The organism is Agrobacterium tumefaciens (genome assembly GCF_009649785.1).
In the GTDB taxonomy this organism is placed as follows: domain Bacteria; phylum Pseudomonadota; class Alphaproteobacteria; order Rhizobiales; family Rhizobiaceae; genus Agrobacterium; species Agrobacterium tumefaciens.
The window spans coordinates 1-26167 of record NZ_WJOK01000015.1; the positions used below are offsets into that span (position 1 = coordinate 1).

Genomic DNA, 26167 nt, shown 5'->3' on the forward strand with positions numbered 1-26167 from the left:
GGTGACACGAGAGCCGTCATCCTTCCCTCCCCCTTACGAAACCTGGAGCCATCACAATGTCCCGTCCCCCGCTTCCCCCTTTCACTGAACAGAGCGCCATCGAAAAGGTCCGCCTTGCGGAAGATGGCTGGAACAGCCGCGATCCTGCCAGGGTAGCGCTCGCCTACACGGTGGATACTCGCTGGCGCAACCGTGCCGAATTCGTAACGAGCCGCGATGAAGCCGAGGCCTTTCTGGGCCGCAAGTGGAACAGGGAACTCGACTACCGCCTGATCAAGGAACTCTGGGCATTCACGGGCAACAGGATCGCGGTGCGCTACGCCTACGAATATCATGATGACAGCGGCCAGTGGTTCCGGGCCTACGGGAACGAGAATTGGGAGTTTGCCGAAGACGGCCTGATGCGGGCGCGTCACGCCAGCATCAACGAACACCCGATCGCTGAAGCCGACCGCAGGTTTCACTGGCCGCTCGGCCGAAGGCCTGACGACCATCCCGGTCTCAGCGACTTCGGCTTTTGAGCCGGGCGTCGGTCCGTTGGCCTCGTCAATGCCGTCGTTCAAACTCAACGAGCGAGTTCGAGTGTCCGTTGAACTCGCTCTTACCGCATCGAGCGGCGACCTGTCGCGGAAGCGCAAGCAGGAAGACGATAGCCGTGCGCTTGGGCTGACGGGTGCGGAAATCGATCTGGCACGCCGTGGCCTGAGCTTCGATCTGAAAATAGCGAGGGCCATAGCGTTTGCGCTCGCGATCAATGAGCACACACGTGCACGTGCAAGCGCCGCTGGCCTTTGTGAGCGAAGCTGCGTCGAAATCGAGCACCTTGCTGCTGCCAACCGACAGGTCGCTGGCAGCTAATCCATGCCGCGGACGGCTTGCGGTCTTGTCGTCCAGGATTCTACTATGGACACCGTATCGAGGGCATGGGGGACCGGATGGATCGTTGGCAGGCAATGCGGATTTTCGTGAAAGTAGCGGAGACCGAAAGTTTCGCAGATACCTCCCGCCAGATGCACATGAGTGCTCCTGCCGTCACACGGTCTGTTGCAGCCCTGGAAGATATCATCGGAGCACGCCTGTTCGTGCGAACGACCCGTTCGGTAAAAATGACCGAGGCGGGTGCCCGGTATTTCGAGGACTGCCGCAAGATTTTGTCAGACATTGCTGAAGCAGAGGCGGCAGCGGGAGGCTCCTACGCTACACCGACAGGCACCCTGTCCGTAACTGCTTCGGTCATGTTCGGGCAGATGTATGTGCTGCCCGTCGTGACGGGCTTTCTGGACGCATTTCCAACCATGAAGGCGCGAACCCTGTTTATCGACCGGCCTGTCAATATTGTCGATGAAGGCATCGATGTCGCTGTCCGCATTGGTCACCTCCCCGACTCCGGCCTCTCCGCCATAAAGGTCGGGAGCGTCAGGCGTGTCGTGTGTGGTTCACCGGCATACTTTGACCGACATGGCATTCCGACAACGCCATCCGACCTCAGGGATCATCGCATCGCGGCGTCCACCAGCGCCTGGGCCTCCCCTGAATGGCGCTTTTCCGACGATTTCCGCGTGACGATAGACGCTGCTCTTCAGTGCAACACCAACGAAGCGGCCATAACCTCCGCACGCGAGGGCTGGGGACTGACGCGCGTGCTGAACTACCAGATAGGCCCTGACCTTATGGCGGGCGACCTTCAGATCGTGCTCAGCGAGTTTGAAGAGCCGCCCCTGCCTATCCACATCATGCATCCAGAGGGTCGGAATGCACCCGCAAAGGTGCGGGCTTTCGTTGACATGGCAGTTGCCCGCCTGCGTGAGAACCGTCTCCTGAACTGATCCGGGCGCAGCGGGCAGATCAAAAACCAATCAGAATCTTGCCAATGGCCTTGCCGCTTTCCTGCAGTTCATGGGCCTCGGCAATCTGATCAAGCCCGAGCGTTACGGCGATCTTGGGAACGTAGGCTCCCGAAGCCGCGCAGGCCGAGACTTCCTCGACAGCATCGCGCATCGCTGTTTCCGGCATCGTATAGACGTAGACGAAACGGAAAGAAAAGCCACCAACGAGCGCCGGAAAGAACGGGATCGAGAGCCTGGCTTGCGGCGATCCCGTGGAGTAAGCCGACACGCCCCCGTCACGCGCAAGGCAGGCGATTGCCGTGTCGATGTTGGCGGAGATGTCCACGTCGACAATACGGTCGACGCCGTGACCATCGGTCGCCGACCTTATTTTCACAGCAACATCACCGGCATGCCTGTTGACGACGAGATCGGCTCCGGCTGCGCGGGCAACGTCTGCCTGTTCGTCGCGGCTCACCGTTGCCGCCACCCACGCCCCTGCCCACTTTGCAAGAAGAATGGCGGCGTTACCGACCGCACCGGCGCCACCGTGCACGAGAACCCGCTTACCTCGCAGGTTTGTATCGGCAAACAGGCATCGATGCGCCGTCATCGCGGGGACGCCGAACGACGCACCGACCCCGAAGGGGACGTTGTCGGCCAGCCTGACTGCCTGCCTCGACGGCACCACGACGAATTCCGCAGCCGTCCCGAACGCCCTCCCCGTCTGGGCCATGTAGACCCACACCCGCTCGCCTATACGTTCCTGCGACACGCCGGGGCCGACACTGTCGATGACGCCCGACCCGTCCTGATGCGGAACGATTCTGGGAAATGGCATGGCCTTACCGCCGAAGCCGACACGCGTCTTGATGTCCGAAGGATTGATGCCCGAGACCACGATCCTGACCCGGACTTCCCCCGCCCCGGGCTGGGGATCGGGAAGCTCTCCAACGGTCAATACTTCTCTCGCAGTTCCTTGCCGTTCGTAGAACGCAGCTCGCATAACACACCTCTCCTAAATGTGGCTTCCATCTGGGCGTGACACAGGCAAACTTGCAAGTAGGCAACAGTTTTGCCTATAGGAATAAAAAGTACACTAATGGAGAACTGAATGGCTGTTGGCCCAAAATGCCCGGTAGAAGTTACCGTCGATGTCACGGGCGGCAAGTGGAAGCCGATGATCATCTATCGTCTACTCGACGGTCCGTACCGGTTTGGAGAGCTGCGCCGCCTGGTCGGCGATCCGAGCCAGCGCTCGCTCACGATGCAGCTCCGCGAACTCGAGGCCGACGGGATCGTGAGCCGCGAGGTCTTCGCCGAGGTCCCTCCGCGCGTCGAATATTCCCTCACCGAATTCGGAAAAACGCTGGCCCCCGTGCTGATGGCGATGCGCGACTGGGGAGTTTCCTTCCAAGGTCGCTGTCAATCCACGAAGGCATGACCGGTCATCCGCGTCAGGGACCGGGCTTTGCCGCGAAGCGCTGCACGAAGAAGTCGATTAGCACTCTGACCTTCCGGGACACGTGCGATCCTGGCGGACGCACGATGTAAACGCCGATCTCCGGCAGGCCGTAGTCCGACATAATCGGCACAAGGGTCCCTGCGGCAACATAGCTTTCCGCGATCACAACCGGCAGTGCAGCGATGCCCAGTCCGGCTGCCGTCCCTTCGGCAATGCCAAGGGCACTATCCGCCTTGAACCTTCCCTGCGCATTGATGACGATGGTTCGGCTGCCATCGGACACCTTCCAGCTCTCGGTGCCCTGCAGGATCGCCTGATGGTCAAGCAGATCGGAAGGCTTTCGCGGGACGCCATGCTTCCGGAGGTATTCGGGGTTGGCAAACAATCCAGCCGCGAATGCACCGATCTTCCTCGCCGTCAGGTTCGAGTCCTGCAGATAACCGACACGTATCCCGCAATCAAAGCCTTCCGCCACCAGATCGACGTAACGGTCGCTGTAGTGCGCATGGAGCTGCAAGAGCGGATGCTGGCGGGCCAGTTCGGCGAGCGCTGGCGCAAAATGCCGCGGACCGAAGGATGACGGAACGGCGACGCGCAGCCGTCCCCGAAGCTCCCCGGTCGGCGCAATCTCCTCGCGCGCAACCTCCATTTCCAGGCAAATGCGCGCGGCATGCTCGCGAAACGACGCTCCAGCCTCCGTCAGCGATGCACCTCGTGTGGTCCGGGCGAGGAGCTGGACGCCCAGCTCGCTCTCTAGACGAACGAGGCGACGGCTGACGATGGATTTCGGCAATCCGAGACGTCGCGCCGCAACCGTGATCCCGCCGCCATCGGCGACCTCAACGAAAGTCTGCATATCTTCGAAGCTGACCATTATTGCGTTCCATTTTCCGTTCCACAGAGTGGCTCATCCTAGAGCTACCGTGCCGTCTATCGCAACGCTAAATTCCACTCATCGAGCGGACCTAAATCCAACCCGACAGCCGCCGACAACGCAAAAAGGAATACGACAATGCATAAGGACGTCTTTACTCCCGAGAATTCCGCCATGCTGCTGATCGACCATCAGATCGGCACGATGGCCTGGACCCACTCCCACGACATCAACCTAGTCAAGCAGAACGCACTCAAGCTCGCCCGGATCGCCAAAGCCGCCAACATCCCGACCATCCTGACGTCCAGCATGGAAGAACAAATCCAGGGGCCGCTGATTCCGGAACTCAAGGAAATCCTGCCCGAGGCGTTCGAAGCCCGCATCAAGCGGCCGGGTATCGTCAACGCCATGCACCACGACGGCTTCAACCAGGCCGTCAAGGCGATCGGCCGCAACAAGCTGTTCGTCGCAGGCGTGACCACGGAAATCTGCGTCACCTTTCCGGTCCTCCAGATGCTTGACGAAGGTTACGAGGTGCAGGTCTCGGCGGACGCATCCGCCTCTTACACCAAATACGGCGACGATATCGCCCTGAGGCGCATGGAAAAGGCAGGCGCAATTATCACCACTGTCGACCAGATCATCTCGGAACTCGCCGTCGACTGGACGAGGCCGCTCGGCCAGAAGCTCGTCGGTATCCTGAACTACCACTGACAGCGCAAGTCGCTGCGTTCGGCGCGGGCGATTGTCGCCCGCGCCCGAGATCGAAGGAAACAGTCCAATGACCATCACCAAAATCCCTGCAGGACGTATGCGCGGCAATATAGGCCAGGGCTTCGGCGTCGAGATCATGTATCCGGGGCTGTCACTGACAACCGACGACAGCGGGATCGGTCCCATCGGCAGGATTGACCGCGCCCAGGTTCAGCCGGGTCATCTCATAGGCATGCATCCGCACAAGGACGACGAAATACTGACCTACATGCGCGGCGGCGAGATGCTGCACCGAGACACCGTCGGAAACGAGAAAAAGCTCGACAAGACACGTTTCATGATGATGAACGCCGGCCATCACTTCCAGCATGAAGAGCTTATGCTTGGGGAAACACCCGTCCGGGCCCTACAGATTTTCCTGCGTCCTAACGCTCAAAATCTTGAGCCAATGGTGCAGTTTCATGATTTCGTCGATGAATTCAGTGACGATAGCTGGAGACTGATTGCAGGGCCACGAAAAGCGCCATTGACGGTAAGATCCGATGTCTGGGTCTTTGACGTGCGCCTCAGCGCAGGCACGACGCTGAGATTGCCAACCCCTGATAACTCCGGGTTGGCTTGCCTGCTCTTTGTCTTCAAGGGGAAAATTCGATTTGGAAACGAGACGGTCTCCGACGGAGAGAGCGTGTTCGTGACCTCGTTCGAACAACATCCAACGGCATTGACCGAGACCGATATCGTCTTGTTCTCGTTCGATACTGACGTCCAGGTATATCGTGGCGGCATGTTCAGCGGCAACCAGAAACGGGGCCGCTGAAGTCGTTCTTCGAGCGGCGCAAACGTGAACCAGGGGCTTTCTCGCGCCAAGTCTCTTCCAACGTTTCGGTGTCACCCACCGATGGTGTTTTTATGCATAGCAAAGGGCACCACTAGGTCGGCACCATCGCCAGCGCCTTCCGTGGCCACCCTCGATGAACGGAAGAGCAGTTCTGGCTAATCGTCGCTACCATCCCAATCTTCATAGCGATCGCTGGTGCGGATCACGAAGACCGTGGCGTCCGAGTGGACACAAAGCGCGTGCCATTGAAAACACGCAACTGAGGAGGGTTTGCTTCAGTGCTTAAGGTTGATCCAGTCTTCGGAAGAAGAACCTTCTTCCCCGGGGACGCAATCGAGATCATGCTGTTTGTGACCTGACCTCCGCAGATTACTCCCGAAAGAGCCACGCGTACCCGGCGAAGTCAGCTTCCGGCCTGTGCAAATTACGGTGCCAACCGTCGCCAAACGCTGCGCGCTGCGGCGCTGAGGCGGGCGCCATCGGCAGTCCGGGCTCAGACACTCCCGCCGCTACGCCCTTGATTCTCCTGAGGTCGCGCCCTAGATGTTTTAGAAAGTCCGGAGGAAACATGCATCAGGTTTTAAGTCAAAAAGCAGAAACTGGCGTCAAGGGACTGGATGATGTTCTTTCCGGTGGCTTTACGCGCAGGCATGTCTTTTTACTTGAGGGCTCTCCAGGGACGGGCAAAACAACGATTGCTTTGCAGTTCCTTATTGAAGGAGAAATACGCGGCGAGCGCTGCCTTTACATCAGCCTGTCGGAAACGGACGAAGAATTGCGCGATTGCGCCAGATCGCATGGCATGGAGATTGGTAGCGGGATCGAGATATTTGAACTCGTCCCCCCGGAAAGCCTTCTCGACGCCGAGCAACAGCAAAGCCTGCTCTACTCCTCAGATCTCGAGTTGGGTGAAACGACAAAACTGATTTTCCAAGCCTTTGAGCGGATCAAACCCCAGCGCGTCGTAATTGATAGCCTCTCTGAAATTCGCCTTCTAGCGCAGAGTTCGTTGCGATACCGCAGACAAATCCTCGCATTGAAACACTTCTTCGCTCGCTCCGATGCAACGGTGCTGCTGCTTGATGACATGACGTCGGAAAATTTTGACAAGACGGTCCATAGCGTAGTCCACGGTGTCATTCATCTCGAACAGCTTGCTCCCGATTACGGCTCCGAGCGGCGTCGGTTGAGAGTGATCAAGTATCGCGGTCAGTCGTTTCGCGGCGGCTATCATGATTTCACTATCAAGACTGGTGGCGTTGCAGTTTTTCCGCGCCTTCGCGCGATTGAGCACAGAACCGAATTCGAACGAACGACCCTGTCGAGCGGTCTTTCCCAATTCGACGGCCTTCTCGGTGGGGGCGTGGAGCGTGGATCAAGCACTCTCCTCATCGGCCCTGCTGGAACCGGAAAGAGCCTGTTTGCTCTGCAGTTCGTCAACGCCGCAGTCGAGCGTGGGGAAAAGGCTGCGGTCTTCATTTTCGATGAGGAACTTGGTCTCCTTTACGCACGCACCAGATCAATGGGTATCGACTTGGAGAAGCTGCAGGCAGATGGGCACGTCCACATCGAGCAACTCGATGCCGCCGAACTATCACCGGGGGAATTTGCACAGCGTGTGCGCGACCGGGTATCAACTTTCGATGCCAAGACAGTGGTGATCGACAGCATCAATGGCTACCAGGCTTCCATGCCGGAAGAGAATGCTCTCATCTTGCACATGCACGAACTGCTACAGTACCTCAACAGGCAGGGAGCCAACACATTCCTGACGGTCGCCCAGCATGGCCTCGTCGGGGACATGAAATCGCCCGTCGATGTCACTTATCTGGCAGATAGCGTCATCCTCCTGAGATATTTCGAGGCGCTCGGAAAAGTGCGTCGCGCCGTATCAGTGATCAAGAAGCGCACAGGCCCTCACGAAGACACGATCCGTGAGTTCAGAATATCCGGCAACGGACTGACCCTCGGAGAACCACTTTCCGACTTCCAGGGCATCCTTCGCGGCGTTCCAAACTTTGTCGGCGATCAACACCCGCTTCTTCCTCTCAACGGGGAGGGTAGCAAGAATTCCTAACGGCGACACACGCGCACTTGTCTATGCTCCGATCGGCCGCGATGCGCAAATTGCAGCGTCACTCCTGAAGGAAGCTGGTGTATCTTCCACCACCGTGGCTGACATTGCGTCGTTTGTCGCAGGTCTGGGGGACAACATCGCCTTCGCTGTGGTGACCGAGGAGGCATTTCGTTCAGCGGACCTGAAAGGGATTTTTGCTTGGATCGCAGCGCAGCCCAGTTGGTCTGATTTGCCATTCATTATCCTGACAAACCGCGGCGGAGGACCTGAACGCAACCCGACTGCGGCGAGGCTCTCTGAGGTTCTGGGAAATGTGAGCTTTGTCGAGCGACCTTTTCATGCGACGACTTTCATAAGTGTTGCCCGGTCGGCCATGCGCGGTCGCCGGCGGCAGTTCGATGCCCGGGCCCGAATGGAAGCACTCGATGAAGGCGAGCGTCGCCTCCAGACGGCCCTTGCCGCCGGCCGGCTTGGCGCGTGGGAGCTCGATCTTGCAACCAATGAACTGACCACTTCGGCAACATGTCGATTAATTTTTGGCCGCGGTCCCGACGAAGAGTTTTCCTATGCGGACCTCTTAGCATCGGTCCATCCTGATGACTTCGAGCGCATGCAGTTGGCTGTTCGAGCAACGATCGAAACGGGCGCCGACTACGCGATAGAATACCGAACGGTCTGGAATGACGGGTCTACCCACTGGGTGGAGATCCGTGCCCAGCTCTACAGGGACCGCACTGGCAAGGCCATCAAGCTTGTTGGCGTATCGGCCGACATAACCTCACGTCTGAAAGCGGAAGAGCATCAACGGCAGTTGAATGAGGTTCTGGAAGAGCGCGTCGCGGAGCGAACGCGTGAACTGGAAGAAGCATATGCTACTGTCATGGAAGAGGTAAGCCAGCGAGAACGAGCTGAGCAACACTTGCGCCAGTCCCAGAAGATGGAAGCGATCGGCCAACTCACCGGCGGCGTGGCGCACGATTTCAACAACCTCCTGATGGCCGTCCTCGGTAATCTTGAGTTGCTGCGAAAGTGCGTTGGCAATGACGCAAGGGCAATCCGCCTCATCGAGGGTGCCCAACAGGGCGCAAAACGTGGCGCTTCCCTCACCCAGCGGCTTCTCGCTTTCTCGCGCAGGCAGGACCTACGCATTGACCCGGTCGATATGCGAGCGCTGGTTACCGGAATGGAAGACCTTCTGAAAAGGTCCGTCGGCTCGACCGTGGTGATCAAAACTGACGTGCCAGATCACCTTCCTCTGGTCTCGGCCGACGCCAACCAGGTCGAGCTCGCGCTCCTCAATCTCGTTGTCAATGCCCGTGATGCCATGCCTGACGGAGGCGAGATCGTTATCGGGCTGGACCATGTCCATCAGAACGTCCAGGCCGGTGAGCTTGCGGCAGGCAATTACGTCGCCCTCTCGGTCGTCGACCAGGGCCACGGAATGGATCGTGACACACTGCAAAAGGCTATCGAGCCGTTTTTTTCGACCAAGGAACTTGGAAAAGGCACCGGACTTGGTCTTTCCATGATCCATGGCCTGGCGTCCCAGTTGAAAGGCGACCTCAAGCTGACAAGCGAACTGGGTAAGGGCACAAGGGCGGAACTGTGGATCCCAATCTCGACATCCGAAATCACAAATGACTCCGCAGCGATTGAGGTCTCGGCTGGCCCGACCGCGAGCGCATCAGGACCGAAACGAATACTGCTGGTGGATGACGACCCTCTCATAGCGATGAGCTCAGCCGATATGCTGATGGACCTCGGTCACGATGTCGTTGAAGCGCATTCGGGGAAAGAGGCACTGGAACAGCTGGGAGACGGAACCGGCTTTGACCTCCTGATCACCGACTATTCAATGCCTGGTATGACCGGCGGAGATCTGGCAATTGCAGTGCGCCATATTGTCCCAAAGCTTCCGATACTCATCGCCTCGGGCTATGCAGAACTGCCGCCTGGAGTTGATCTTGACGTTTCCCGGCTCGGCAAGCCTTACACGCAGGATCAGCTTGAGCGGGAGCTTCATAAGCTGTTCAACGATCCAATCCTGACAGGCCACGTTGTCAGGAATGGACAGTAATATGAGGATGGTGGCGCAAGCGGTTTAACTTACCGACCAAATATCGGTGAGAATGCGTTTAACGGGCTTCGGTCATGAGCACACAAGCGTGAAGTAGACCGAGCCTACGTATTCCATACTGGCTGGCGGTTATGTTCTGCCGCGAAAGAAGCGGAACACATGTCCGCACCAAACTCAGAAGTCATATCAGAAGAATTCTCTTGTGCACCCGGAGGCTTCCACAAATCTCCTCAAGCACAGGCTTGGACTATCCAGGACCAGTCATCTTTCTAACACCCAGCAATGAATCAGTGTCCCTTCCTATGACTGACTCAACATCCCTAGTTTGCAGGATCACGAGAAATCGGTGACAAAGAAGACGGCCGCGCCAATTCCCGCTGCAAGCAACGTCGCTCCGGAAAGGGGAAGCCAAAATCGACTGGGTCCGGCGACCATTGCCAGTGAAAGGCGTCCAGCCCCGTTTGCGACTATTGCCATGAGGATAGCCTCTCCTACCTGACCTGTCGAAATGATAGCACCATCGAGGCGGATTGCACTCAGCACGGCAACATCGACATCGAACACGCCAGACAGAGCAGAACTCGCAAGAACACTGACTGACCCAAATCGCTCGACCAAGGCCGCGCTGAGCGTTGAAACAACCGCGAAACCTGCAGCAAATATCAGCAACTGCATAAGGTCAAAAGGATTGCGGGGGAGCGAGCTCTCGTCGGCCTTCTGCGCGTGCCCGAACGAAAGCAATAGCAAACCGCACAGGCCAAATGCCAACGCTGCAGCAATCGCCGATGGCGCAATTATCTTTAGCAAATCAGGTTTCAGCAGAGCAACTACGATGCAGACACGGATAATCGAGACCATTGCTGCAAGCGAAGCCCCGCCCGCCAGTGGAAAGGCATTCATTACACCATGTGCGCTTTTCGCCAAGGCGACGGTGACCGATGTCGATGAGATAATGCCGCCCGACAGTCCAGTGATAAGGGTACCCTTCGTCGGTCCAAGCATGCGGACAGCAATGTAGCCGAGATAGGACAGTGCGGCCGTCAGGACGGTGAACAGCCAAACCTCGTGAGGATTTAATCCACCCCACGGATCAATGGTCCGGTTCGGCAGCAGCGGCAGTACGATTGTGGTCATCCCAGCCAGGAGGACCGCCGACCTGACTTCAGGCCATGTCAACCGCTTCAGCAGAGAATGGAGGATTTCCCTGCTGGCCAGAAGCCCTGCCAAAGCTGCTCCACCAGCGGCGGCCACTTTGTAATCACCGACAACAGCGAGTGCACCCAATGCGAAGACACACAGCGCCGCAATTACGACCGTGACGCTGAAATCTTCGTCCTGACTCGCCTTCCAAAACTGGAACCAGCCGACTAATGCACCCAACACTGCAAATCCAATCACAAGCATCCAGGGAGCCCCAGAGAGTTGTGAGAGAGCTGCGATCACAGCGCCGAGCAGTCCCGTGATTGAGAACGTTCTTATGCCGGCAACACGCTTGCCTTCCAGTTCGTCGCGTTCACGCCAGCCCCGTTCCAACCCGACCAGCAGCCCTATGGCGATAGCGACGCCAAACCTAAGCATCAGCTCTGTCATGTCATCACCTGTCCGGTCATCTGTGTTGCAGCCAACTGAAAGCCTCGCAGCTACCCCAACCTTAAACACAGATGCCAGTTTCCTGCATGACTTTCTCGCGTTGTTCTTGCATCACGTTACAGCCATTGGGCACCCTAGAAACCTTGTCCCTCATGAACGCTGGTACCCGTCTTGATCGCAAGCGTGCCATCAGCGAAAAACCTGTCAATGTCGAGCGAAGCTTCCTCAGAAGTGCCGAATTAACATTCCCCACTTCACGAGTGGCCACCAATCTCGCCTTAGTTCGCTCGACGAGGTTTAGCGCCTTCATAGAAATCGAACCGTCGGGCTGCAGTCCCTTCACACACGCAGCGCATCAATGACGGCGCGCAGGCCGGCCGACAGGTATTTCCGCGTCGGGTAATAGAGATACAGCCAGTCCTCGGGCGCACTCCAGGATGCCAGGCATTCGACCAGGCTGCCGCTCTGGACATAGGAACGCGCGCGCTCTTCCCAGACGTAAGCCAGCCCCACGCCCGAAAGTGCCGCCTCGACCATCAGTTCATGGTCATCGAGCGACAGAGATCCGGTCGGCTCGAATTCGATGATCTTGCCAGCGCGGCTGAACTCCCAAGGGTAGGGTTTGCCGCTTGGATAAATATTGCGGATGCAGACATGGCCACGCAGATCATCCGGGGTTTTAGGAAGCGGATAACGTTCGAAATAGCTTGTTGAGCCCACGACGGCAAACCGAAGCCGCGGTTTGATCTTCACAGCCGTCATGCCATCGCGCAGACTTTCTCCAAGACGGATGCCGGCATCGAACCCCTCCTCCACAATGTCGACAAGCCGGTCGGTAGCGACGATTTCCAGCTGAAGCCCGGGATTTTCTGCAATCAGAGGACCGATGACTGACCGGAATACGAACGGTGCGACCGAATTGGGCGCATTGATGCGAACCTTGCCAAAAGGCGTATCGCGAAACTGGTTGAGGGCATCGAGCGCCGAGCCGATCTCGCCGAAGGCGGGCGACAGTTGCGCAAGCAACATTGCCCCGGCATCAGTCAGCGACACGCTGCGGGTCGTTCGATTGAGCAGACGAATGCCGACGCGTGCCTCGAGATTACCCACCGCATGGCTGATCGCCGAGGCCGTCACCCCGCGCTCTTCACCGGCACGGCGAAAGTTGCGGTGACGGGCGACCGCATCGAAGGCCGCGAGTTCAGAGAGATCCGTACTGCGCATTGTCAAATCTCACTCATCATTGAGAGGAAGATTATCTCTCTAATCCTGGTCGTTGAAAAGGTCCAGATTTCTCCTCGCAAACCGGCGCTTGTGCCGGACCACACAGGAGATAGGACAATGGCCGACTTCATTCCTCCCGCCCACAACACTGCATCACCCTTTGCCGACATGCGCGGTCATCACGTTGCCGTCCGCACGCCGGACCTCGAAACCGCAAAGCGCTGGTATGTCGAGAAACTCGACTTCCGTGTCGTTGCCGAATGGGACTACGCCGACGAACAATTGGCCTATCTCGCACCCGCGACTGACGACCATTTCTATGTGGAAATCCTGGGTGGCGGCGATCCGGCGCCGGCGGAGGTCCGCCCTTATACCGATCTCGGCGATAGCCTCAAATATGCCGGCTACCACCATTTCTGCCTGAATGTCGCAAGCGTCGACGCCACTGTCGAGGAATTGCGGGCGCGCGGCGTCACCATCGTGACCGAGCCGTTCGAGCTTTTGGCAATCAGCCGCCGCCTCGCCTTCTTCTGCGATCCCTTCGGCAATCTGATCGAGCTGGCGGAAGTCCTGCCGTGACCCTTTCTCACCCGGCTGGCCGTCACGGCATCGCGATGGCCAGCACATCAGGAGAATATCCCATGACGAACTCCATCATGATTATCGGCGCCGGCCCCGGCATCGGGCAGGCTGTTGCGGAGAAATTCGGGCGGGAAGGCTGGCATGTCGTGCTCACCGCTCGCAATGCCGATCGTCTCACCGGTCTGTCCAGAACCCTTTCCGGGCAAGGTCTCCACGTCTCGACTTTGCAAGCTGATGCGACCGACCCGATCGCACTGCGCAAGGCGGTCGCCGAGGGCGACCGCATGTCCGGCGGGCTGACGGCGGTCCTTTTCAATGCCGCGTTCGTGCGTGAACAGGATCTGTTCAGCATGCGCGACGATGAGGTCACGGACGACCTCGCCACCAATGTCGCTGCCGGCCTTCACACGATCCGGGCATCCGTTGAGTTGTTCGGTGCCCGCGGCGGTACGATTCTGGTTACAGGTGGCGGCCTCGCCGTCTCACCCCATGCCGGCTATGCCAGTCTCGGCCTTGGCAAGGCGGCCCTTAGAAATGTCGTCGAAGGTCTGGCCGGCCCTCTCGCCGAACGCGGCATCCGCATCGCGGTGGCGACAATCGCCACACTCGTCGGCCCCGGATCGACAGAGGCGAGAGAGGCAGCCGACACAATCTGGACGCTGGCGACGGACCCGACCGCAGGGTGGGAAGCCGTTTACCCCGCAGACGCCTTCAAGGGAGACTGACATGACCGAAACATTGACTTTGATTGCCAGGCTGACGGCCAAGCCGGACTGTGCCGCGACGCTTGGCGAAGCGTTGCAGGCTCTGGTCTTACCGACCCGCGCCGAGGGGGGATCGATCGACTATCACCTGCACCGCGACAACCATGATCCCAGCGTCTGGATTCTCTATGAGAACTGGCGATCGCGCGCTGATCTCGATGCGCATTTTGAGCAGCCCTACACCAAAGCCGTCATGGCGCGCTTTCCGGAGCTGCTGGCCCGCGACATGGAATTGACATTCTGCACCATGACATCGCCGCGCCCTTGAGCCCTCGGCCCAACGCTTTCCCCATCAATCCAGCATCAAGGAACACCCTCATGAAAATCTGGTTCATCACCGGCGCCTCGCGCGGCTTTGGCGCCCTCGTCACCACACGCGCTCTTGCACAGGGCGACGCCGTCGTCGCCACCGCCCGTAATCCGAAGGCGATCACCGAGCGGTTCGGCGAACACCCCAACCTGCTTCCGGTCGTCCTCGACGTGACCGACGACAAACAGGCGAGCGCAGCCGTGAAGGCAGCGATCGAGCGCTTCGGCCGCATCGATATCCTGCTCAACAATGCTGGGTTCGGATTGATGGGTGCCGTCGAAGAAGCAACCGTGGCTGAGGTCGAGGCTGTATACCGCACCAACGTCTTTGGTCTCCTCAACGTGACCCGCGCCGTTCTGCCCTTCATGCGCCGGGCTCGTTCCGGCCGCATCCTGAATATCTCGTCGATCGGCGGCTATCGCGGCGCAGCAGGTTTCGGGGTCTACTCCTCGACGAAATTTGCCGTCGAGGGGCTGAGCGAAGCCCTGCATGACGAACTGGCGCCGCTTGGCATCCGTGTCACCGTCATCGAGCCGGGTTATTTCCGCACGGATTTCCTCGACGGTTCGTCCTTGTCGGTGAGCGGCAATATCATTGGCGACTACGAAGCGACCGCTGGCAAGGTCCGCACGATAGCGGCCGGACTCAGCCACAACCAGCCGGGCAACCCTCAAAAACTGGCAGAGGTCCTGATCGCCTTCGCTGACGCCCCCAATCCGCCGGTCCGCCTCCCGCTCGGTAGTGATACCGTCGCAGCGATCGAAAAGAAGCATGCACAGGACAACGCCATTCTCTCCGAATGGCGCACCGTCTCGGTCTCGACCGACTTCCCCGTTGACTCATAACGACGTGGGTCTGATTAATTTCATCCGATGGGAGGTCGCTTTCAGGCCTCCCATTGAAAGGATACGAACCGTCTGAGCGCGAGCGCCGTCGTCGCGACGCTGAACAGCATCATCGCGCGTACGATAATAATGATCACACGGGTAGGCCTGGCGCAACATGCAAACCTCCAGCCGGTGTTGGGTCGGGTCAGCAGGTGGACGGGCACGCCGATTGTCGCCACCGGGATCGGCATGATGCTGATCCTCATCTTCTCAACCGCCATACCGCCGTAGGGGCCGGCGAACTGACCTCGTGAGACACACTGGCTCCGTTTGCAACTGTAAATTTGGTGCTGATCTGCATCAAGTGGCTAGAGCTTGTCTCGCCTGCCGAGGTCTTAGTCTGCCCCAACTGCATATCCTATGCTGTCCTTGCAGCGAGCCTCATGATCTTGGTGGTGGACGGTCTTCCCTTGTCTTGACGTCGATCAAGTCCCGCATGAGGTCAGATGATACGGTGTCTCTCGTGTTCCTCCAAGAGGGTCACATGAGGGAGGACTTGTGATGCTTGAATACAGAATCTTGGCACGGCGGATTGATCCCAGCGAGAGCGTGGCGCGCACAGAGAATGCAGATATCAGGCTTGCTACCGGACTGACCGGCCCGGTCGACGCCTTCAATCCGGCCGAACTGTTGCTGGCGTCGATTGCAGCCTGCATGATCAAGGGGATCGAGCGCGTCCTGCCCCTCCTCGATTTCTCTCTCGATGGTGTCGAAGTGATGCTTCATGCCGTCCGGCAGGATGATCTGCCGCGTATCGTCTCCATCGACTACGAACTCTTGGTCGATACCGAGGAGAGCGAACAGCGGCTCGAACTCCTGCACAAGAACGTCCGCAAATACGGTACGATCTCCAACACCATCGCTCTCGCAGCTCGCCTTGATGGCGTCATCCGGAGGGCCTTATGAGGAGCCTTCACAGCGAAACGCATCTCGTTTCCCGGATAGGATGGCTGCGAGCGGCCGTTCTCGGCGCCAATGACGGCATCGTGTCGACCGCAAGCCTGATCGTCGGGGTGGCAGCCTCTGCGGCGGGGAGTTCCGAGATTCTGATCGCCGGCATCGCAGGACTTGTGGCAGGGGCCATGTCGATGGCGGCGGGCGAATATGTCTCGGTAAGCTCCCAGGCGGACACCGAGCAGGCCGATCTCAACCGCGAACGACTGGAGCTTGAGAGCCAACCCAATCTGGAGCGAGAAGAATTGGCGCAACTTTATGCCAGACGCGGTGTCGATATCGATCTGGCCAGAAGGGTGGCCGAGCAGTTGATGCAGAAGGATGCGCTTGAGGCGCATGCCCGCGAAGAACTCGGCATCTCCGAGATCACCACTGCGAGACCGATCGTGGCTGCCCTGACATCGGCGCTGACCTTTGCTGTCGGTGCCACGATGCCGCTCGCAATGGTGTGGCTGGCGCCGGCAGACCAACTTGTCTGGCTCGTCTCGGCTGCTTCGCTGTTGTTTCTCGCGCTGCTTGGAGCCATCGGCGCCAAGGCTGGCGGGGCAGACGTGATGAAAGCCACAATCCGGGTCACCTTCTGGGGTGCCTTTGCCATGGCGCTGACGGCAGGCATTGGCGCGCTGGTGGGCACCGCCGTCTAGGAGGTGCGCGACCCTCAGAGGATATACTCCGGTGTGGGTCCAACACCGGCAACAAGATCGGCATGCGCCGGTCGCCAGGGAGTGAGATCATGGCCTATACACTCGATAAGACAATCAAAGGCATGCCATTTGACGCTGTGGTCGCAGCCACGAGGGAGGCCCTGTCGACCAAAGGATTCGGTGTGCTAACCGAAATCGATGTGCGAGCGACAATGAAGAAGAAGCTCGACGTCGATATAGCTGACTATCTCATTCTCGGCGCCTGCAATCCGATGATGGCGCTTGAGGCGATGAAGATGGAGCCCAGGGTCGGCGCCATGCTGCCCTGCAATGTGATCGTGCGATCGCTGGAGGAAGGGACCATCATGGTCAGCGCCATCGATCCCGTCGCCTCGATGCAAGCGATCGACAATCCCCACCTCAAGACGGTCGCTGGCCAGGTGAGGTGTCTGCTGCAAGACGCCGTCGCCGCGATCTGAGGCATTGGTTCCCCTGCACTGTCGCAGGCTGCCTGAGCGGGTCTTGATTGCGCCCGGCTTGTGGCGGTGTCTCCGATTTCGCGCTCAGGTCTCCAGGGCACGCCAGATGTTGCGGATGATTGCACAGCGTGGCTTGTCTTCTGCCGCCAAACGCAGCTCGGCCTGGAGGTCCTGGCTCGTTTTGTGTGAGACAAATGACCAGTCCCCAAACGATCCGAACGATCACCAGCGCAACAACGAGGTCAGGGTAGAATCCCAAATGGCGAAAAGCTGTTTCGATCGCGTTTGCAAAAAAATGGCCGGCGGTCGCCACGACTATCCCCCAGACCAAAGCACTGACCAGATTGATAGTGAAAAAACCAAAGGGGGACACACCGGAAAGACGGGTGATGACAGCACTTACCATCCGAAAGCCGAATATGAAACGGAATGAAAAGATGAGAGCGTCAGGGTGAGCGACCAAAAGTGCCTTCACTTGCTCGGCGTGAGGCGCATGCATTGCTCGGTTCCCGAATGGAAACGATTGGCGTAACGACCAGCATAAAACAGGGTCTGGTAACCTATCCACGAACCGCAACTGCAGCGGCCGCAACTTCCTAATAAGGCATCATGCCTTGACATTGCACTTGATAAGGACGCTGCGCTCATTTGGGAAAAGCTAATGGCGCAAGGAAAGGCAGTGGGCAGCCCGCGAAGCGGGTTGGACACAATCGTGGCTGCCATTGCTCAATCCAATAGCTGCTTGTTCACCAATAATGAGCGAGATTTTTACATGATCGAAACCATCAATCCTCGTCGAGGAAAGGCACGCTGAAAGACTTGGGAGATCTAGTGCCTCGAGTTCGCTTCCTCAGAACAGCTCAACTCATTGAACAGCCTTCCTTTTGGATCGACCGCGACGCAGCCTACCAAATGCTTCTCGTCGCCGAACTTGCAATTGCGCTACCCATAACCGCCACCGTCCGGTCTCTTGCCCAGATAATTCTTATTCCGAAATGAAATACCCGGTCTCGAATATAATCGGGATATCCGTTTCGCGCGCGCGGAGCCTGGCAAAATATTGCCGCTTGCTTCCTCCCCATTTGATAACTTATGTTGGCAATGTTCTCAGGGCGGGGTGTAATTCCCCACCGGCGGTATCGGGATATTCCCGGAGCCCGCGAGCGCTTCCGGTCTCCAAAGCCGGAAGGTCAGCAGATCCGGTGAGAGGCCGGAGCCGACGGTATAGTCCGGATGGAAGAGGACAAGGCAAAAGACGCCCGCATGCAGCGGGCTTCGCATTGCATTGTTCGCCCAAGGGATATTTGGCGCTTCTTGAAGCGCGAAAATGCCGCAAAACGGCATAACCCTTGAAAGGCTTGAAAGAAAATGACCATTGCTAAAATTGAAGACGCAATCGAAGCCATATCCCGTGGCGAGATGGTAATTGTCGTTGACGACGAAGACCGCGAAAACGAAGGCGATATCATCGCCGCGTCCGACAGCATAACCCCGCAGCAGATCGCATTCATGATGAACCATGCGCGCGGGCTGATCTGCGTCGCCATGCCGGGAGAGCGCCTCGACGCGCTCGACATTCCGCTGATGGTGTCGCGCAATACCGAATCCCTTAAGACAGCCTTCACCGTCTCCGTGGACTATATTCCCGGCACCACGACAGGCATTTCCGCTGCCGACCGGGCAAAGACCGTGCGTGCGCTGGTGTCGGAAGGCTCGCGTCCCGAAGACTTCGCCCGCCCCGGCCATATCTTCCCGCTACGCGCCAACCCTGAAGGCGTGCTCGGCCGCACCGGCCACACGGAAGCCGCCGTCGATCTGTGCCGCCTGGCCGGCAAGTACCCCTGCGGCACCATCTGCGAAGTCGCCAATGACGACGGCACCATGGCCCGCCTGCCCCAGCTCGAAATCTTCGCCGAACGCCACGGTCTGCTCGTCGTGACGATCAAGGACCTCGTTGCCTATCTGAAGGGCGAGGTTGTCGAGGAAGTGGCGCAGAAGCAGGTTGCCTAGTCTTCACGCGCCTGTGCGGTGAATAAAAAACGCCCGGCGAAAGCCGGGCGTAAAATCAAAAGGCAGACCACCTTACCTCTTGCACGTGGTCATCAATTCGGGCGGCGCTGCCGCGCAAACCCTACCAGCAGCAGAACCCGCCATCTACCAAAAGGTCCACGCCCGTCACGAAGCTCGCCGCATCTGACAGCAGGAAGATTGCCGGGCCGACCATTTCATCGACGCCCGCCATGCGCTGCATCGGGGTCTGCTCTTCGAACAGTTTCGTCTGGTGCACCATTTCCGGCCGCGTGTTCATCGGCGTCGCGGTGTAACCCGGCGAGATGGTGTTGACGCGGATGCCGCGCCCCACCCATTCCATCGCCATGGATTTGGACATGTGGATGACGCCAGCCTTCGATGCATTGTAGTGGCACTGCATCAGGCCGCGATTGACGATGACGCCGGACATGGAGGCAATGTTGACGATTGCGCCGCGACCGTTCTTCAGCATGGCATTGGCTTGCGCCTGGCAGGAGAGGAACACACCCTTCAGGTTGATGTCCATCATCGTCTGGAACTGGCTTTCCTCCATTTCCTCGGCAGGATTGGCGTTGGCGATGCCGGCGGCATTGACGGCAAGCGAGAGAGCACCGAGTTCGGCCTGCGTGCGTGCTACCGCTTCGCTCAGCGCCTGCTTGCTGGTAACATCGGCGGCGATCTGGATCGACTTGCGACCAGCCCTGGCAATGAAATCGGCCGTCTGCGCCAGGCCGTCATCGGTGCGGCGGTCAAGCAGCGCGACATCGGCACCGGACTGGGCAAGCCCCATGGCGATCCGCTGGCCGATGCCGGAACCGGCACCGGTGACGAACGCCACCTGGCCGGAAAGATCGAAAAGTTTCGGCGCGTTGAGCGTGATGGTGGACATCTCTATTTCCTTCTTCAGATGGTTGCCAGTTCCATGACCGAGACGTCGTTGGCCTCGTCGCGATTGAGGATTCCGGCCTGTTTTCCCTGTGCAAGAACGAGGATACGGTTTGAAACGCCCAGCACCTCTTCGAGATCGGAACTGACGACGATGACGGCAACGCCGCTTTTGGCCAGACCGACGATAATATCGTAAATGCCAGCCCGCGCGCCGACATCGATGCCGCGCGTCGGCTCGTCCAGCACAACCACGCGCGGGTTACGTGCAAGCCATTTGGCGATGACGACCTTCTGCTGGTTGCCGCCGGAGAGATCCGAGGCAGGCTGTTCGCTGCGGCCCTTCACGCCGAATTTGGCAATTGCCTCCTTCGTAAAACCACGCTTGATGCTAGGCGTTATCCAGCCGGTGCCGACACGGTCGAGATTGGCGTAGATCAGGTTCTCACCGATCTCATGCTCGACAACCAGCCCTTGAAGCTTGCGGTCTTCCGGCACCATGACGATGCCCTTCGCAATCGCATCCGCCGGGCTTTTCAGCGTCAGCACCTGTCCATCGAGCAAAACCTCGCCCGCACTGGTCGGATCGGCACCGGAAATGGCACGCACCAGTTCGGTACGCCCCGCGCCGATCAGCCCGGCAATTCCAAGAATTTCGCCTGCACGGACGCCGAAACTGATGTCGCGGAAAGAATTGCCCGTGCCAGTCAGCCCCTTGACCTCCAGCACCGTTTTTTCCTGCGGTTCGGGCAGCGCCGGGAACAGGCGTTCCAACGACCGGCCAACCATGCTTTCGACGATGGTGCGCACCGGTGTCGCGCTGTCTTCAAATTCATGCACCCGCTCACCGTCGCGCAGCACGACGATGCGGTCGGTGATCTGCTTGATCTCTTCCATGCGGTGGGAAATATAGATGATGCCTACGCCCTCTGCGCGCAGCTTGCGAACCTGCTCGAACAGGGCCTGGGTTTCCGCACCGCCAAGGGCCGCCGTCGGCTCGTCGAGGATCAGCAGCTTGGCATCGAGCGCCAGCGCCTTGGCGATTTCGATCAGCTGCTGGTTCGCGGTCGAAAGGCCCGAAACCTTGCGGGTTGCAGGAATATGCAGATTGAGCCGCGCCAGCTGCTGCTGCGCCCTTCGCACCATTTCGGCGCGGTCGACGATGCCGTTCTTCATCGGCCAGCGGCCGATAAAGACGTTTTCAGCGATGGAGAGCTCCGGCAGAAGCTTCAGCTCCTGATGGATGAGTACAATGCCCTTGTCTATCGCCTCACGCGGCGAAGCGGGTGTATAGGGCTGGCCAAGCCAGGTCATCTTTCCTTCGGACGGCTCGCGGGAACCGGCGATGATGCCTGACAGGGTGGACTTGCCCGCCCCGTTTTCACCCAGCAACGCCACGACTTCACCCGGATAGACGTCGAGATCGACGCTTTTCAGAACCTCGAGCGGGCCGTAACGTTTGCTGATGCCACGGAGCGAAAGAACCGGCTCGCGCATGACGGGACCTCCTGGGAAACACGCGTGGCAGCGATGCGCCACGGCTTTGCGTCCGAATTGCCTGAAAACGAACAGATGACGCCCCCGCGCATCCGGATGGAGTGCGCGGGGGCGGATGCATCAGGGATGATTGGCAATGAAGCCGTCGACGTTTTCCTTCGTCGTCAGCGTCGCCTCGGAGAGTTGCACGGCCGGAACCTTCTCGCCGCCGACGATCTTGACGGCCATCTCGACAGCCGTGCGGCCCATCTTCTGGGTCTGCTGCGTCGCTGTCACGTCAAAGACGCCGTTCTTCAGCGCCTCAAGCGCTGCCGTGTCGCCATCGAAGCCGCCAACGACGATCTTCTGCGAGGGGTTGGCGACCTTGATCGCCTGTGCCGCGCCGAGCGCCAGACCGTCTGCCTGGGCAAAGACGATGGAAACATCAGGATTGGCCTGCAGCATGTTCTGCATGATCTGGAAGCCTTCATCCTGGCTCCACATGTTGGACCACTGTTCGGCAACGATCTTCACGCCGGAATTGGCCTTGACCGATTCCATGCAGCCCTTGGTGCGGTCGACTTCCGGTGTCGTTCCCTTCTGGCCATGAATGATGACCATCTTGCCCGAGCCGCTTGCCTGCTTGATGATGTAGTCGCAGACCGACTTGGCGGAAGCGACGGAATCGGTGGCGAGGAAGGTATCGCCCGGTGCGCCGTCGGCATTGCGGTCGATGTTGATGACGGGCACACCGGCCGCCTTGGCAAGCTTGACCGGAACGGTCGCCGCAGCGGCACCAGCCGGAATATAGATCAGCGCGTCGATGTTCTGCGTCAGGAGATCCTGGATCTGGTTGACCTGCGTCGGACCGTCGCCCTTGGCATCGACGGTGACAACGGTGATACCGCGCGTCTTGGCTTCGGCTTCGACGGCCTGCTTGATCTGGTTGAAGAAGTTCGCCTGAAGATTGGCAACGGCAAGGCCGATCTTCTTGACTTCGGCGGCGCTGGCCGAACCGAGCGACAGGGCGAGAAGGGTGGCGGATGTCAGCAGAATGCGTGAAAATTTCATGATTATTCCTCCATTTGTTGATTTTTGACCTTCGGGCAGATCAAACCTCCTCCCCTTCGGCCGCTTTTCACGCCTCCCATACCGGGAGGGTCGTCTATTGCGCGGACGGCTCATCGCCCTCCGCAGGCAAATTCAGCTTCTGCGCCGGCGCAATGTTTCAGCGCCCACGGCCAGCACGATAACCACACCGATGATGACCTGTTGCAGAAAGGGAGAAACATTGAGCAGGTTGAGGCCGTTGCGCAGCACACCGATGATGAGCACGCCGATCAGCGTTCCGCCGATGCCGCCGGCACCGCCCGAAAGCGAGGTCCCGCCGATGACGACAGCCGCAATCGTATCCAGCTCGTAGCCAAAACCGCTGGAGGGCTGCACCGAGTCGAGACGGGCTGCAAGAACGATACCCGCAAGACCGGCAAGAACCGCACAGGCAACATAGACGCAGATCGTCACCAGGGCGACGTTGATGCCGGCAAGTCGCGCCACTTCCGGGTTGCCGCCAACCGCATAGACGGTGCGGCCTTCGGAGCGGAAGCGCAGGAAAAGAAACGATACCAGAACAACGACCAGCATCAGCAGCACGGTCGCCGTCAGCACGCCGAAATGGCGGTCGATGGCCAGCATCATGAACCAGTCAGGAAAACCGACGATCTGCTGACCGTCCGTGATCATATTGGCAAGGCCGCGCGCCACCGACATCATTGCAAGCGTCGCGATGAAGGCCGGAACCCGGAAGGCGGTGACGAGAACGCCGACGACAAGGCCGCAGGCTGCGGATGCGATGAGCGCCAGCATGATGGCCATGCCCATGGGCATGCCCGCGACATTGGCTGTCCAGCCCATGATCATCATAGACAGCGCCAGCACCGAACCGACGGACAGATCGATGCCGCCGAGCAGAATGACGAAGGTCATGCCAACGGCCATGATGCCGAGCACGGTGATCTGGTCGAGGATGTTGAGACCGTTTCGAAGCGACAGAAAATTTTCGCTGGTGAAGGTCAGGAAGACACACAGCAGCAGCAGGCCCAAAAGAGGTCCGGTCGCACCGCTTAGCCAGGCAAGCGGGCTTCTGGTGTGCGTAACCCCCTCATTGCGTTCAAGCACGGACATGGCTCCTCCAAGTGGCTATCTTGCATTTTTTAAACCGATTAGAATAATTATTCATGCTAGGTGAAACATGCATAAGCCAGTTGAGAGAAACTTGTCAATAGGCTTGGAGGGCGGGACGGGCCTTGCGGGTGATGGGATGGCTTCACACCTGCGCCTCTCATCCCGTTCCGGTGCGCATCGCGGGAATCCTGCGCAAGCGCGCCTGCGTGGCAAGGAGAGCCCTTTCAGCCAAAGGACTTAGGCTGAGCAGGTTCCTTTTACGGACCGAGGAATGAGGCGGGGAGGCGCGCTTCATCATTGGTGAAAATGAAGCGGCAGAAATAATCGGCACGGATTGAAACAGGACAATTCACAATTCCGGCTTGACAGAAACGCCACGTCTGCAATTATATAAACAGCTGTATAAATATTCACACGCATGTTTTGAAGAGGATCCCATGCAGCCCACAGAGCTAGAGCGCATTGCGCGCCAGATTCGCCTTCGCGACGTCCAGGCTGTTTTCGAAGCGGGTGCCGGCCATATCGGCGGAGAAATGTCGGCGATCGACATCATGACCGCCCTTTATTTCCGCGTATTGCGCATCTGGCCGGACGAACCGAAGAACCCTGCCCGCGACCGTTTCGTGCTGTCGAAAGGCCACACCGCCTGCGCGCTTTATGTGACGCTCGCCAAACGTGGCTTTATCCCGGAAGAGGAAATCTCGACCTTCCTGCAACCCAATTCCCGCCTCAATGGCCACCCCAACTGTAACAAGGTACCTGGGGTCGAGACCAATACCGGCCCGCTTGGCCACGGGCTTCCAGTTGCCGTCGGAATGGCCAAGGCGGCCAAGCTTTCGGGAGCGGATTACCATACCTATGTCATGACCGGCGATGGCGAGATGCAGGAGGGCTCCAACTGGGAAGCCATCATGTCCGCCGCGCAGTTCGAGCTTAACAATCTGACGCTTATCATCGACCATAACCGTTTCCAGCAGGGTGCTGCGATCTCGGAAACCAACGACGTCGCGCCGCTTCGCCCGAAGCTTGAAGCATTCGGCTGGGAGGTGAGCGAAATCAACGGCAACGCGATGGAAGAGATCGTCCCGGCGCTCGAACATCGAGGCAAGCGCCCGCATTGCATCGTTGCGCACACCAATAAGGGTCACGGCATTTCGTTCATGCAGGACCGCGTCGACTGGCACCACAAGGTTCCAAGCAAGGAACAATACGAAATTGCCGTCAAAGAACTTTCGGAGGCATTGTAATGAACGCGCCCGTAACCGCCGCCAAACTCTATGATTGCCGCGACGCCTTCGCCGAAACGCTGGAAGCGCTGGCCGCTGCAAACGACAGGGTCGTGGCCGTCTGCAACGATTCAGTCGGCTCCTCGAAGCTCGGCGGCTTCAAGTCGAAATTCCCCGAGCGCCTCGTCAATGTCGGCATTGCCGAACAGAACATGGTGGGCGTCGGCGCCGGCCTTGCCAATGGCGGCCAGCTTCCCTTCGTCTGCGGCGCATCCTGTTTTCTGACCGGTCGCGCGCTGGAACAGATCAAGGCAGACCTCGCCTATTCCAACGCCAATGTGAAGCTCATCGGCATCTCCTCGGGCATGGCCTATGGCGAACTGGGTCCGACACATCACTCGATCGAGGATTTCGCCTGGACCCGCGTTCTGCCGAACCTGCCGGTCATTGCCCCCTGCGACCGCATCGAAACGGCCGCCGCCGTCAAATGGGCTGCGGACTATGCCGGGCCCTGCTTCCTTCGCCTGTCGCGCGTCGGCGTGCCGGACCTTCTGCCTGATGGCCACGTCTTTGAACTCGGCCGCGCCAACCTGCTGCGCGAAGGTTCCGACATAACGCTGATCGCCAATGGCACGCTGACACACCGCATCGTCAAGGCCGCCGATATTCTGGCCGGTCGTGGCATCAAGGCGCGTGTGCTTAACATGGCAACCGTGCGCCCGATCGACGAGGCGGCCATCATTGCCGCAGCGAAGGAAACCGGCGCAATCCTGACGGCTGAAGAACATTCGATCTTCGGCGGTCTCGGCTCTGCCATCGCCGAAGTTGTTGTCGATCACGCCCCCGTGCCGATGAAGCGCCTCGGCGTTCCGGGCGTCTTTGCCCATACCGGCTCGGCAGAATGGCTGCTCGATGAGTTTGGCATGGCACCCGCGGCCATCGCGGAGGCTGCAGCAGCGCTGCTCAAGAGAAAGTAAGTCTCCTCCCAGGGTCGTCGCGTGTCTTCGGATGCGCGGCGACACCCTTTGCAATATCGTCGTTTAATCACCGCAAGGCTGAA

The 26167-nt window shown here is 59.0% G+C and carries 28 protein-coding genes and 1 riboswitch; of the genes, 19 read left to right on the forward strand and 9 right to left on the reverse strand.

Translation table 11 applies throughout. The annotated features are described in order from the left end of the window. Positions 1 to 56: 56 nt before the first annotated feature. The 3 genes from GH784_RS16530 (at position 57) to GH784_RS16540 (ending at position 1826) form a co-directional block, all read left to right on the forward strand. A complete protein-coding gene (locus GH784_RS16530) occupies positions 57 to 521 on the forward strand; it encodes a nuclear transport factor 2 family protein (RefSeq protein ID WP_003517037.1) in 465 nt (154 codons plus the stop codon). Positions 522 to 582: 61 nt separating this feature from the next. Beyond that, entirely contained in the window at positions 583 to 858 is a 276-nt protein-coding gene (locus tag GH784_RS16535) for a hypothetical protein (RefSeq protein WP_065687678.1), read from the forward strand. Positions 859 to 935: 77 nt separating this feature from the next. Continuing rightward, positions 936 to 1826: a LysR family transcriptional regulator gene (locus tag GH784_RS16540; protein ID WP_153793583.1), complete on the forward strand. Its 891-nt coding sequence runs from the start codon at positions 936 to 938 to the stop codon at positions 1824 to 1826. Between the two features lie 19 nt (positions 1827 to 1845). On the opposite strand, the gene GH784_RS16545 is transcribed toward GH784_RS16540, so the two are convergent. Then, positions 1846 to 2832, reverse strand: coding sequence for an NADPH:quinone reductase (locus tag GH784_RS16545; RefSeq protein ID WP_013637530.1), 987 nt, complete (start codon positions 2830 to 2832; stop codon positions 1846 to 1848). A 108-nt stretch (positions 2833 to 2940) separates the two neighbouring features. Here GH784_RS16545 and GH784_RS16550 point away from each other — a divergent pair, with 108 nt between their 5' ends. Then, positions 2941 to 3270 carry a winged helix-turn-helix transcriptional regulator gene (locus GH784_RS16550; protein ID WP_003517048.1) on the forward strand — a complete coding sequence of 110 codons (330 nt, stop codon included), beginning with the start codon at positions 2941 to 2943 and terminating at the stop codon, positions 3268 to 3270. Between the two features lie 13 nt (positions 3271 to 3283). Here GH784_RS16550 and GH784_RS16555 read toward each other — a convergent pair whose 3' ends face one another. Further along, positions 3284 to 4165 carry a LysR family transcriptional regulator gene (locus GH784_RS16555; protein WP_065687679.1) on the reverse strand — a complete coding sequence of 294 codons (882 nt, stop codon included), beginning with the start codon at positions 4163 to 4165 and terminating at the stop codon, positions 3284 to 3286. A 138-nt stretch (positions 4166 to 4303) separates the two neighbouring features. Here GH784_RS16555 and GH784_RS16560 point away from each other — a divergent pair, with 138 nt between their 5' ends. From GH784_RS16560 to GH784_RS16575, 4 genes are all read left to right on the forward strand, one after another. Continuing rightward, positions 4304 to 4879 (forward strand): isochorismatase family protein, encoded by a 576-nt coding sequence (locus GH784_RS16560; protein WP_065687680.1) that lies wholly within the window; start codon positions 4304 to 4306, stop codon positions 4877 to 4879. 67 nt (positions 4880 to 4946) lie between these two features. Continuing rightward, a complete protein-coding gene (locus tag GH784_RS16565) occupies positions 4947 to 5696 on the forward strand; it encodes a pirin family protein (protein ID WP_003517051.1) in 750 nt (249 codons plus the stop codon). A gap of 589 nt (positions 5697 to 6285) precedes the next feature. Next, a complete protein-coding gene (locus GH784_RS16570) occupies positions 6286 to 7794 on the forward strand; it encodes an ATPase domain-containing protein (protein ID WP_003517052.1) in 1509 nt (502 codons plus the stop codon). Continuing rightward, positions 7736 to 9871: a hybrid sensor histidine kinase/response regulator gene (locus GH784_RS16575; RefSeq protein WP_050923895.1), complete on the forward strand. Its 2136-nt coding sequence runs from the start codon at positions 7736 to 7738 to the stop codon at positions 9869 to 9871. The genes GH784_RS16570 and GH784_RS16575 overlap by 59 nt, the downstream gene beginning before the upstream one ends. A gap of 333 nt (positions 9872 to 10204) precedes the next feature. Here GH784_RS16575 and GH784_RS16580 read toward each other — a convergent pair whose 3' ends face one another. Beyond that, positions 10205 to 11461 carry an MgtC/SapB family protein gene (locus GH784_RS16580; protein ID WP_065687683.1) on the reverse strand — a complete coding sequence of 419 codons (1257 nt, stop codon included), beginning with the start codon at positions 11459 to 11461 and terminating at the stop codon, positions 10205 to 10207. A 339-nt stretch (positions 11462 to 11800) separates the two neighbouring features. After that, positions 11801 to 12685: a LysR family transcriptional regulator gene (locus GH784_RS16585; protein WP_003517057.1), complete on the reverse strand. Its 885-nt coding sequence runs from the start codon at positions 12683 to 12685 to the stop codon at positions 11801 to 11803. 117 nt (positions 12686 to 12802) lie between these two features. Between GH784_RS16585 and GH784_RS16590 the strand changes: the two genes are divergently transcribed. Genes GH784_RS16590 through GH784_RS16605 form a run of 4 tightly spaced genes read left to right on the forward strand, consistent with a single transcriptional unit; the run spans position 12803 to position 15186 of the window. Further along, positions 12803 to 13264 carry a VOC family protein gene (locus GH784_RS16590; protein ID WP_013637024.1) on the forward strand — a complete coding sequence of 154 codons (462 nt, stop codon included), beginning with the start codon at positions 12803 to 12805 and terminating at the stop codon, positions 13262 to 13264. After that, on the forward strand, positions 13261 to 13992 hold the full coding sequence (locus GH784_RS16595) for an SDR family NAD(P)-dependent oxidoreductase (protein ID WP_236736224.1): 732 nt from the start codon (positions 13261 to 13263) through the stop codon (positions 13990 to 13992). The genes GH784_RS16590 and GH784_RS16595 overlap by 4 nt, the downstream gene beginning before the upstream one ends. 1 nt (position 13993) lies before the next feature. After that, positions 13994 to 14299: a putative quinol monooxygenase gene (locus GH784_RS16600; RefSeq protein ID WP_035200823.1), complete on the forward strand. Its 306-nt coding sequence runs from the start codon at positions 13994 to 13996 to the stop codon at positions 14297 to 14299. Positions 14300 to 14349: 50 nt separating this feature from the next. Beyond that, positions 14350 to 15186 carry an oxidoreductase gene (locus tag GH784_RS16605; protein ID WP_112153453.1) on the forward strand — a complete coding sequence of 279 codons (837 nt, stop codon included), beginning with the start codon at positions 14350 to 14352 and terminating at the stop codon, positions 15184 to 15186. A 41-nt stretch (positions 15187 to 15227) separates the two neighbouring features. On the opposite strand, the gene GH784_RS16610 is transcribed toward GH784_RS16605, so the two are convergent. Further along, positions 15228 to 15434 (reverse strand): hypothetical protein, encoded by a 207-nt coding sequence (locus tag GH784_RS16610; RefSeq protein ID WP_003517068.1) that lies wholly within the window; start codon positions 15432 to 15434, stop codon positions 15228 to 15230. Positions 15435 to 15729: 295 nt separating this feature from the next. Between GH784_RS16610 and GH784_RS16615 the strand changes: the two genes are divergently transcribed. The 5 genes from GH784_RS16615 (at position 15730) to ribB (ending at position 19315) form a co-directional block, all read left to right on the forward strand. Next, positions 15730 to 16134, forward strand: a complete 405-nt coding sequence (locus tag GH784_RS16615; RefSeq protein ID WP_065687622.1) for an OsmC family protein — start codon at positions 15730 to 15732, stop codon at positions 16132 to 16134. Next, entirely contained in the window at positions 16131 to 16826 is a 696-nt protein-coding gene (locus GH784_RS16620) for a VIT1/CCC1 transporter family protein (RefSeq protein ID WP_035200829.1), read from the forward strand. Before GH784_RS16615 ends, GH784_RS16620 begins: the two co-directional genes overlap by 4 nt. An 89-nt stretch (positions 16827 to 16915) precedes the next feature. Beyond that, the gene (locus GH784_RS16625) at positions 16916 to 17305 is read left to right on the forward strand and encodes a DUF302 domain-containing protein (RefSeq protein WP_081308459.1); all 390 of its coding nucleotides are present in this window, start codon (positions 16916 to 16918) and stop codon (positions 17303 to 17305) included. 106 nt (positions 17306 to 17411) lie between these two features. Beyond that, positions 17412 to 17738, forward strand: a complete 327-nt coding sequence (locus tag GH784_RS16630; RefSeq protein ID WP_139104335.1) for a hypothetical protein — start codon at positions 17412 to 17414, stop codon at positions 17736 to 17738. 666 nt (positions 17739 to 18404) lie between these two features. Continuing rightward, positions 18405 to 18554: riboswitch (FMN riboswitch) on the forward strand. A 119-nt stretch (positions 18555 to 18673) separates the two neighbouring features. After that, the gene (gene ribB, locus GH784_RS16635; protein ID WP_035200834.1) at positions 18674 to 19315 is read left to right on the forward strand and encodes a 3,4-dihydroxy-2-butanone-4-phosphate synthase; all 642 of its coding nucleotides are present in this window, start codon (positions 18674 to 18676) and stop codon (positions 19313 to 19315) included. A gap of 121 nt (positions 19316 to 19436) precedes the next feature. On the opposite strand, the gene GH784_RS16640 is transcribed toward ribB, so the two are convergent. The 4 genes from GH784_RS16640 to GH784_RS16655 form a co-directional block, all read right to left on the reverse strand. After that, positions 19437 to 20225, reverse strand: coding sequence for an SDR family oxidoreductase (locus GH784_RS16640; protein WP_003517081.1), 789 nt, complete (start codon positions 20223 to 20225; stop codon positions 19437 to 19439). Between the two features lie 14 nt (positions 20226 to 20239). Then, on the reverse strand, positions 20240 to 21718 hold the full coding sequence (locus GH784_RS16645; protein ID WP_035200836.1) for a sugar ABC transporter ATP-binding protein: 1479 nt from the start codon (positions 21716 to 21718) through the stop codon (positions 20240 to 20242). A gap of 120 nt (positions 21719 to 21838) precedes the next feature. Continuing rightward, positions 21839 to 22768 (reverse strand): sugar ABC transporter substrate-binding protein, encoded by a 930-nt coding sequence (locus GH784_RS16650; protein WP_065687620.1) that lies wholly within the window; start codon positions 22766 to 22768, stop codon positions 21839 to 21841. 132 nt (positions 22769 to 22900) lie between these two features. Then, entirely contained in the window at positions 22901 to 23881 is a 981-nt protein-coding gene (locus GH784_RS16655) for an ABC transporter permease (RefSeq protein ID WP_003517084.1), read from the reverse strand. Between the two features lie 437 nt (positions 23882 to 24318). Here GH784_RS16655 and GH784_RS16660 point away from each other — a divergent pair, with 437 nt between their 5' ends. Together GH784_RS16660 and GH784_RS16665 are read left to right on the forward strand one after the other, a co-directional pair. Next, entirely contained in the window at positions 24319 to 25128 is an 810-nt protein-coding gene (locus tag GH784_RS16660; RefSeq protein ID WP_065662773.1) for a transketolase, read from the forward strand. Then, positions 25128 to 26084, forward strand: a complete 957-nt coding sequence (locus tag GH784_RS16665) for a transketolase family protein (protein WP_003517089.1) — start codon at positions 25128 to 25130, stop codon at positions 26082 to 26084. The genes GH784_RS16660 and GH784_RS16665 overlap by 1 nt, the downstream gene beginning before the upstream one ends. Positions 26085 to 26167 lie beyond the last annotated feature (83 nt).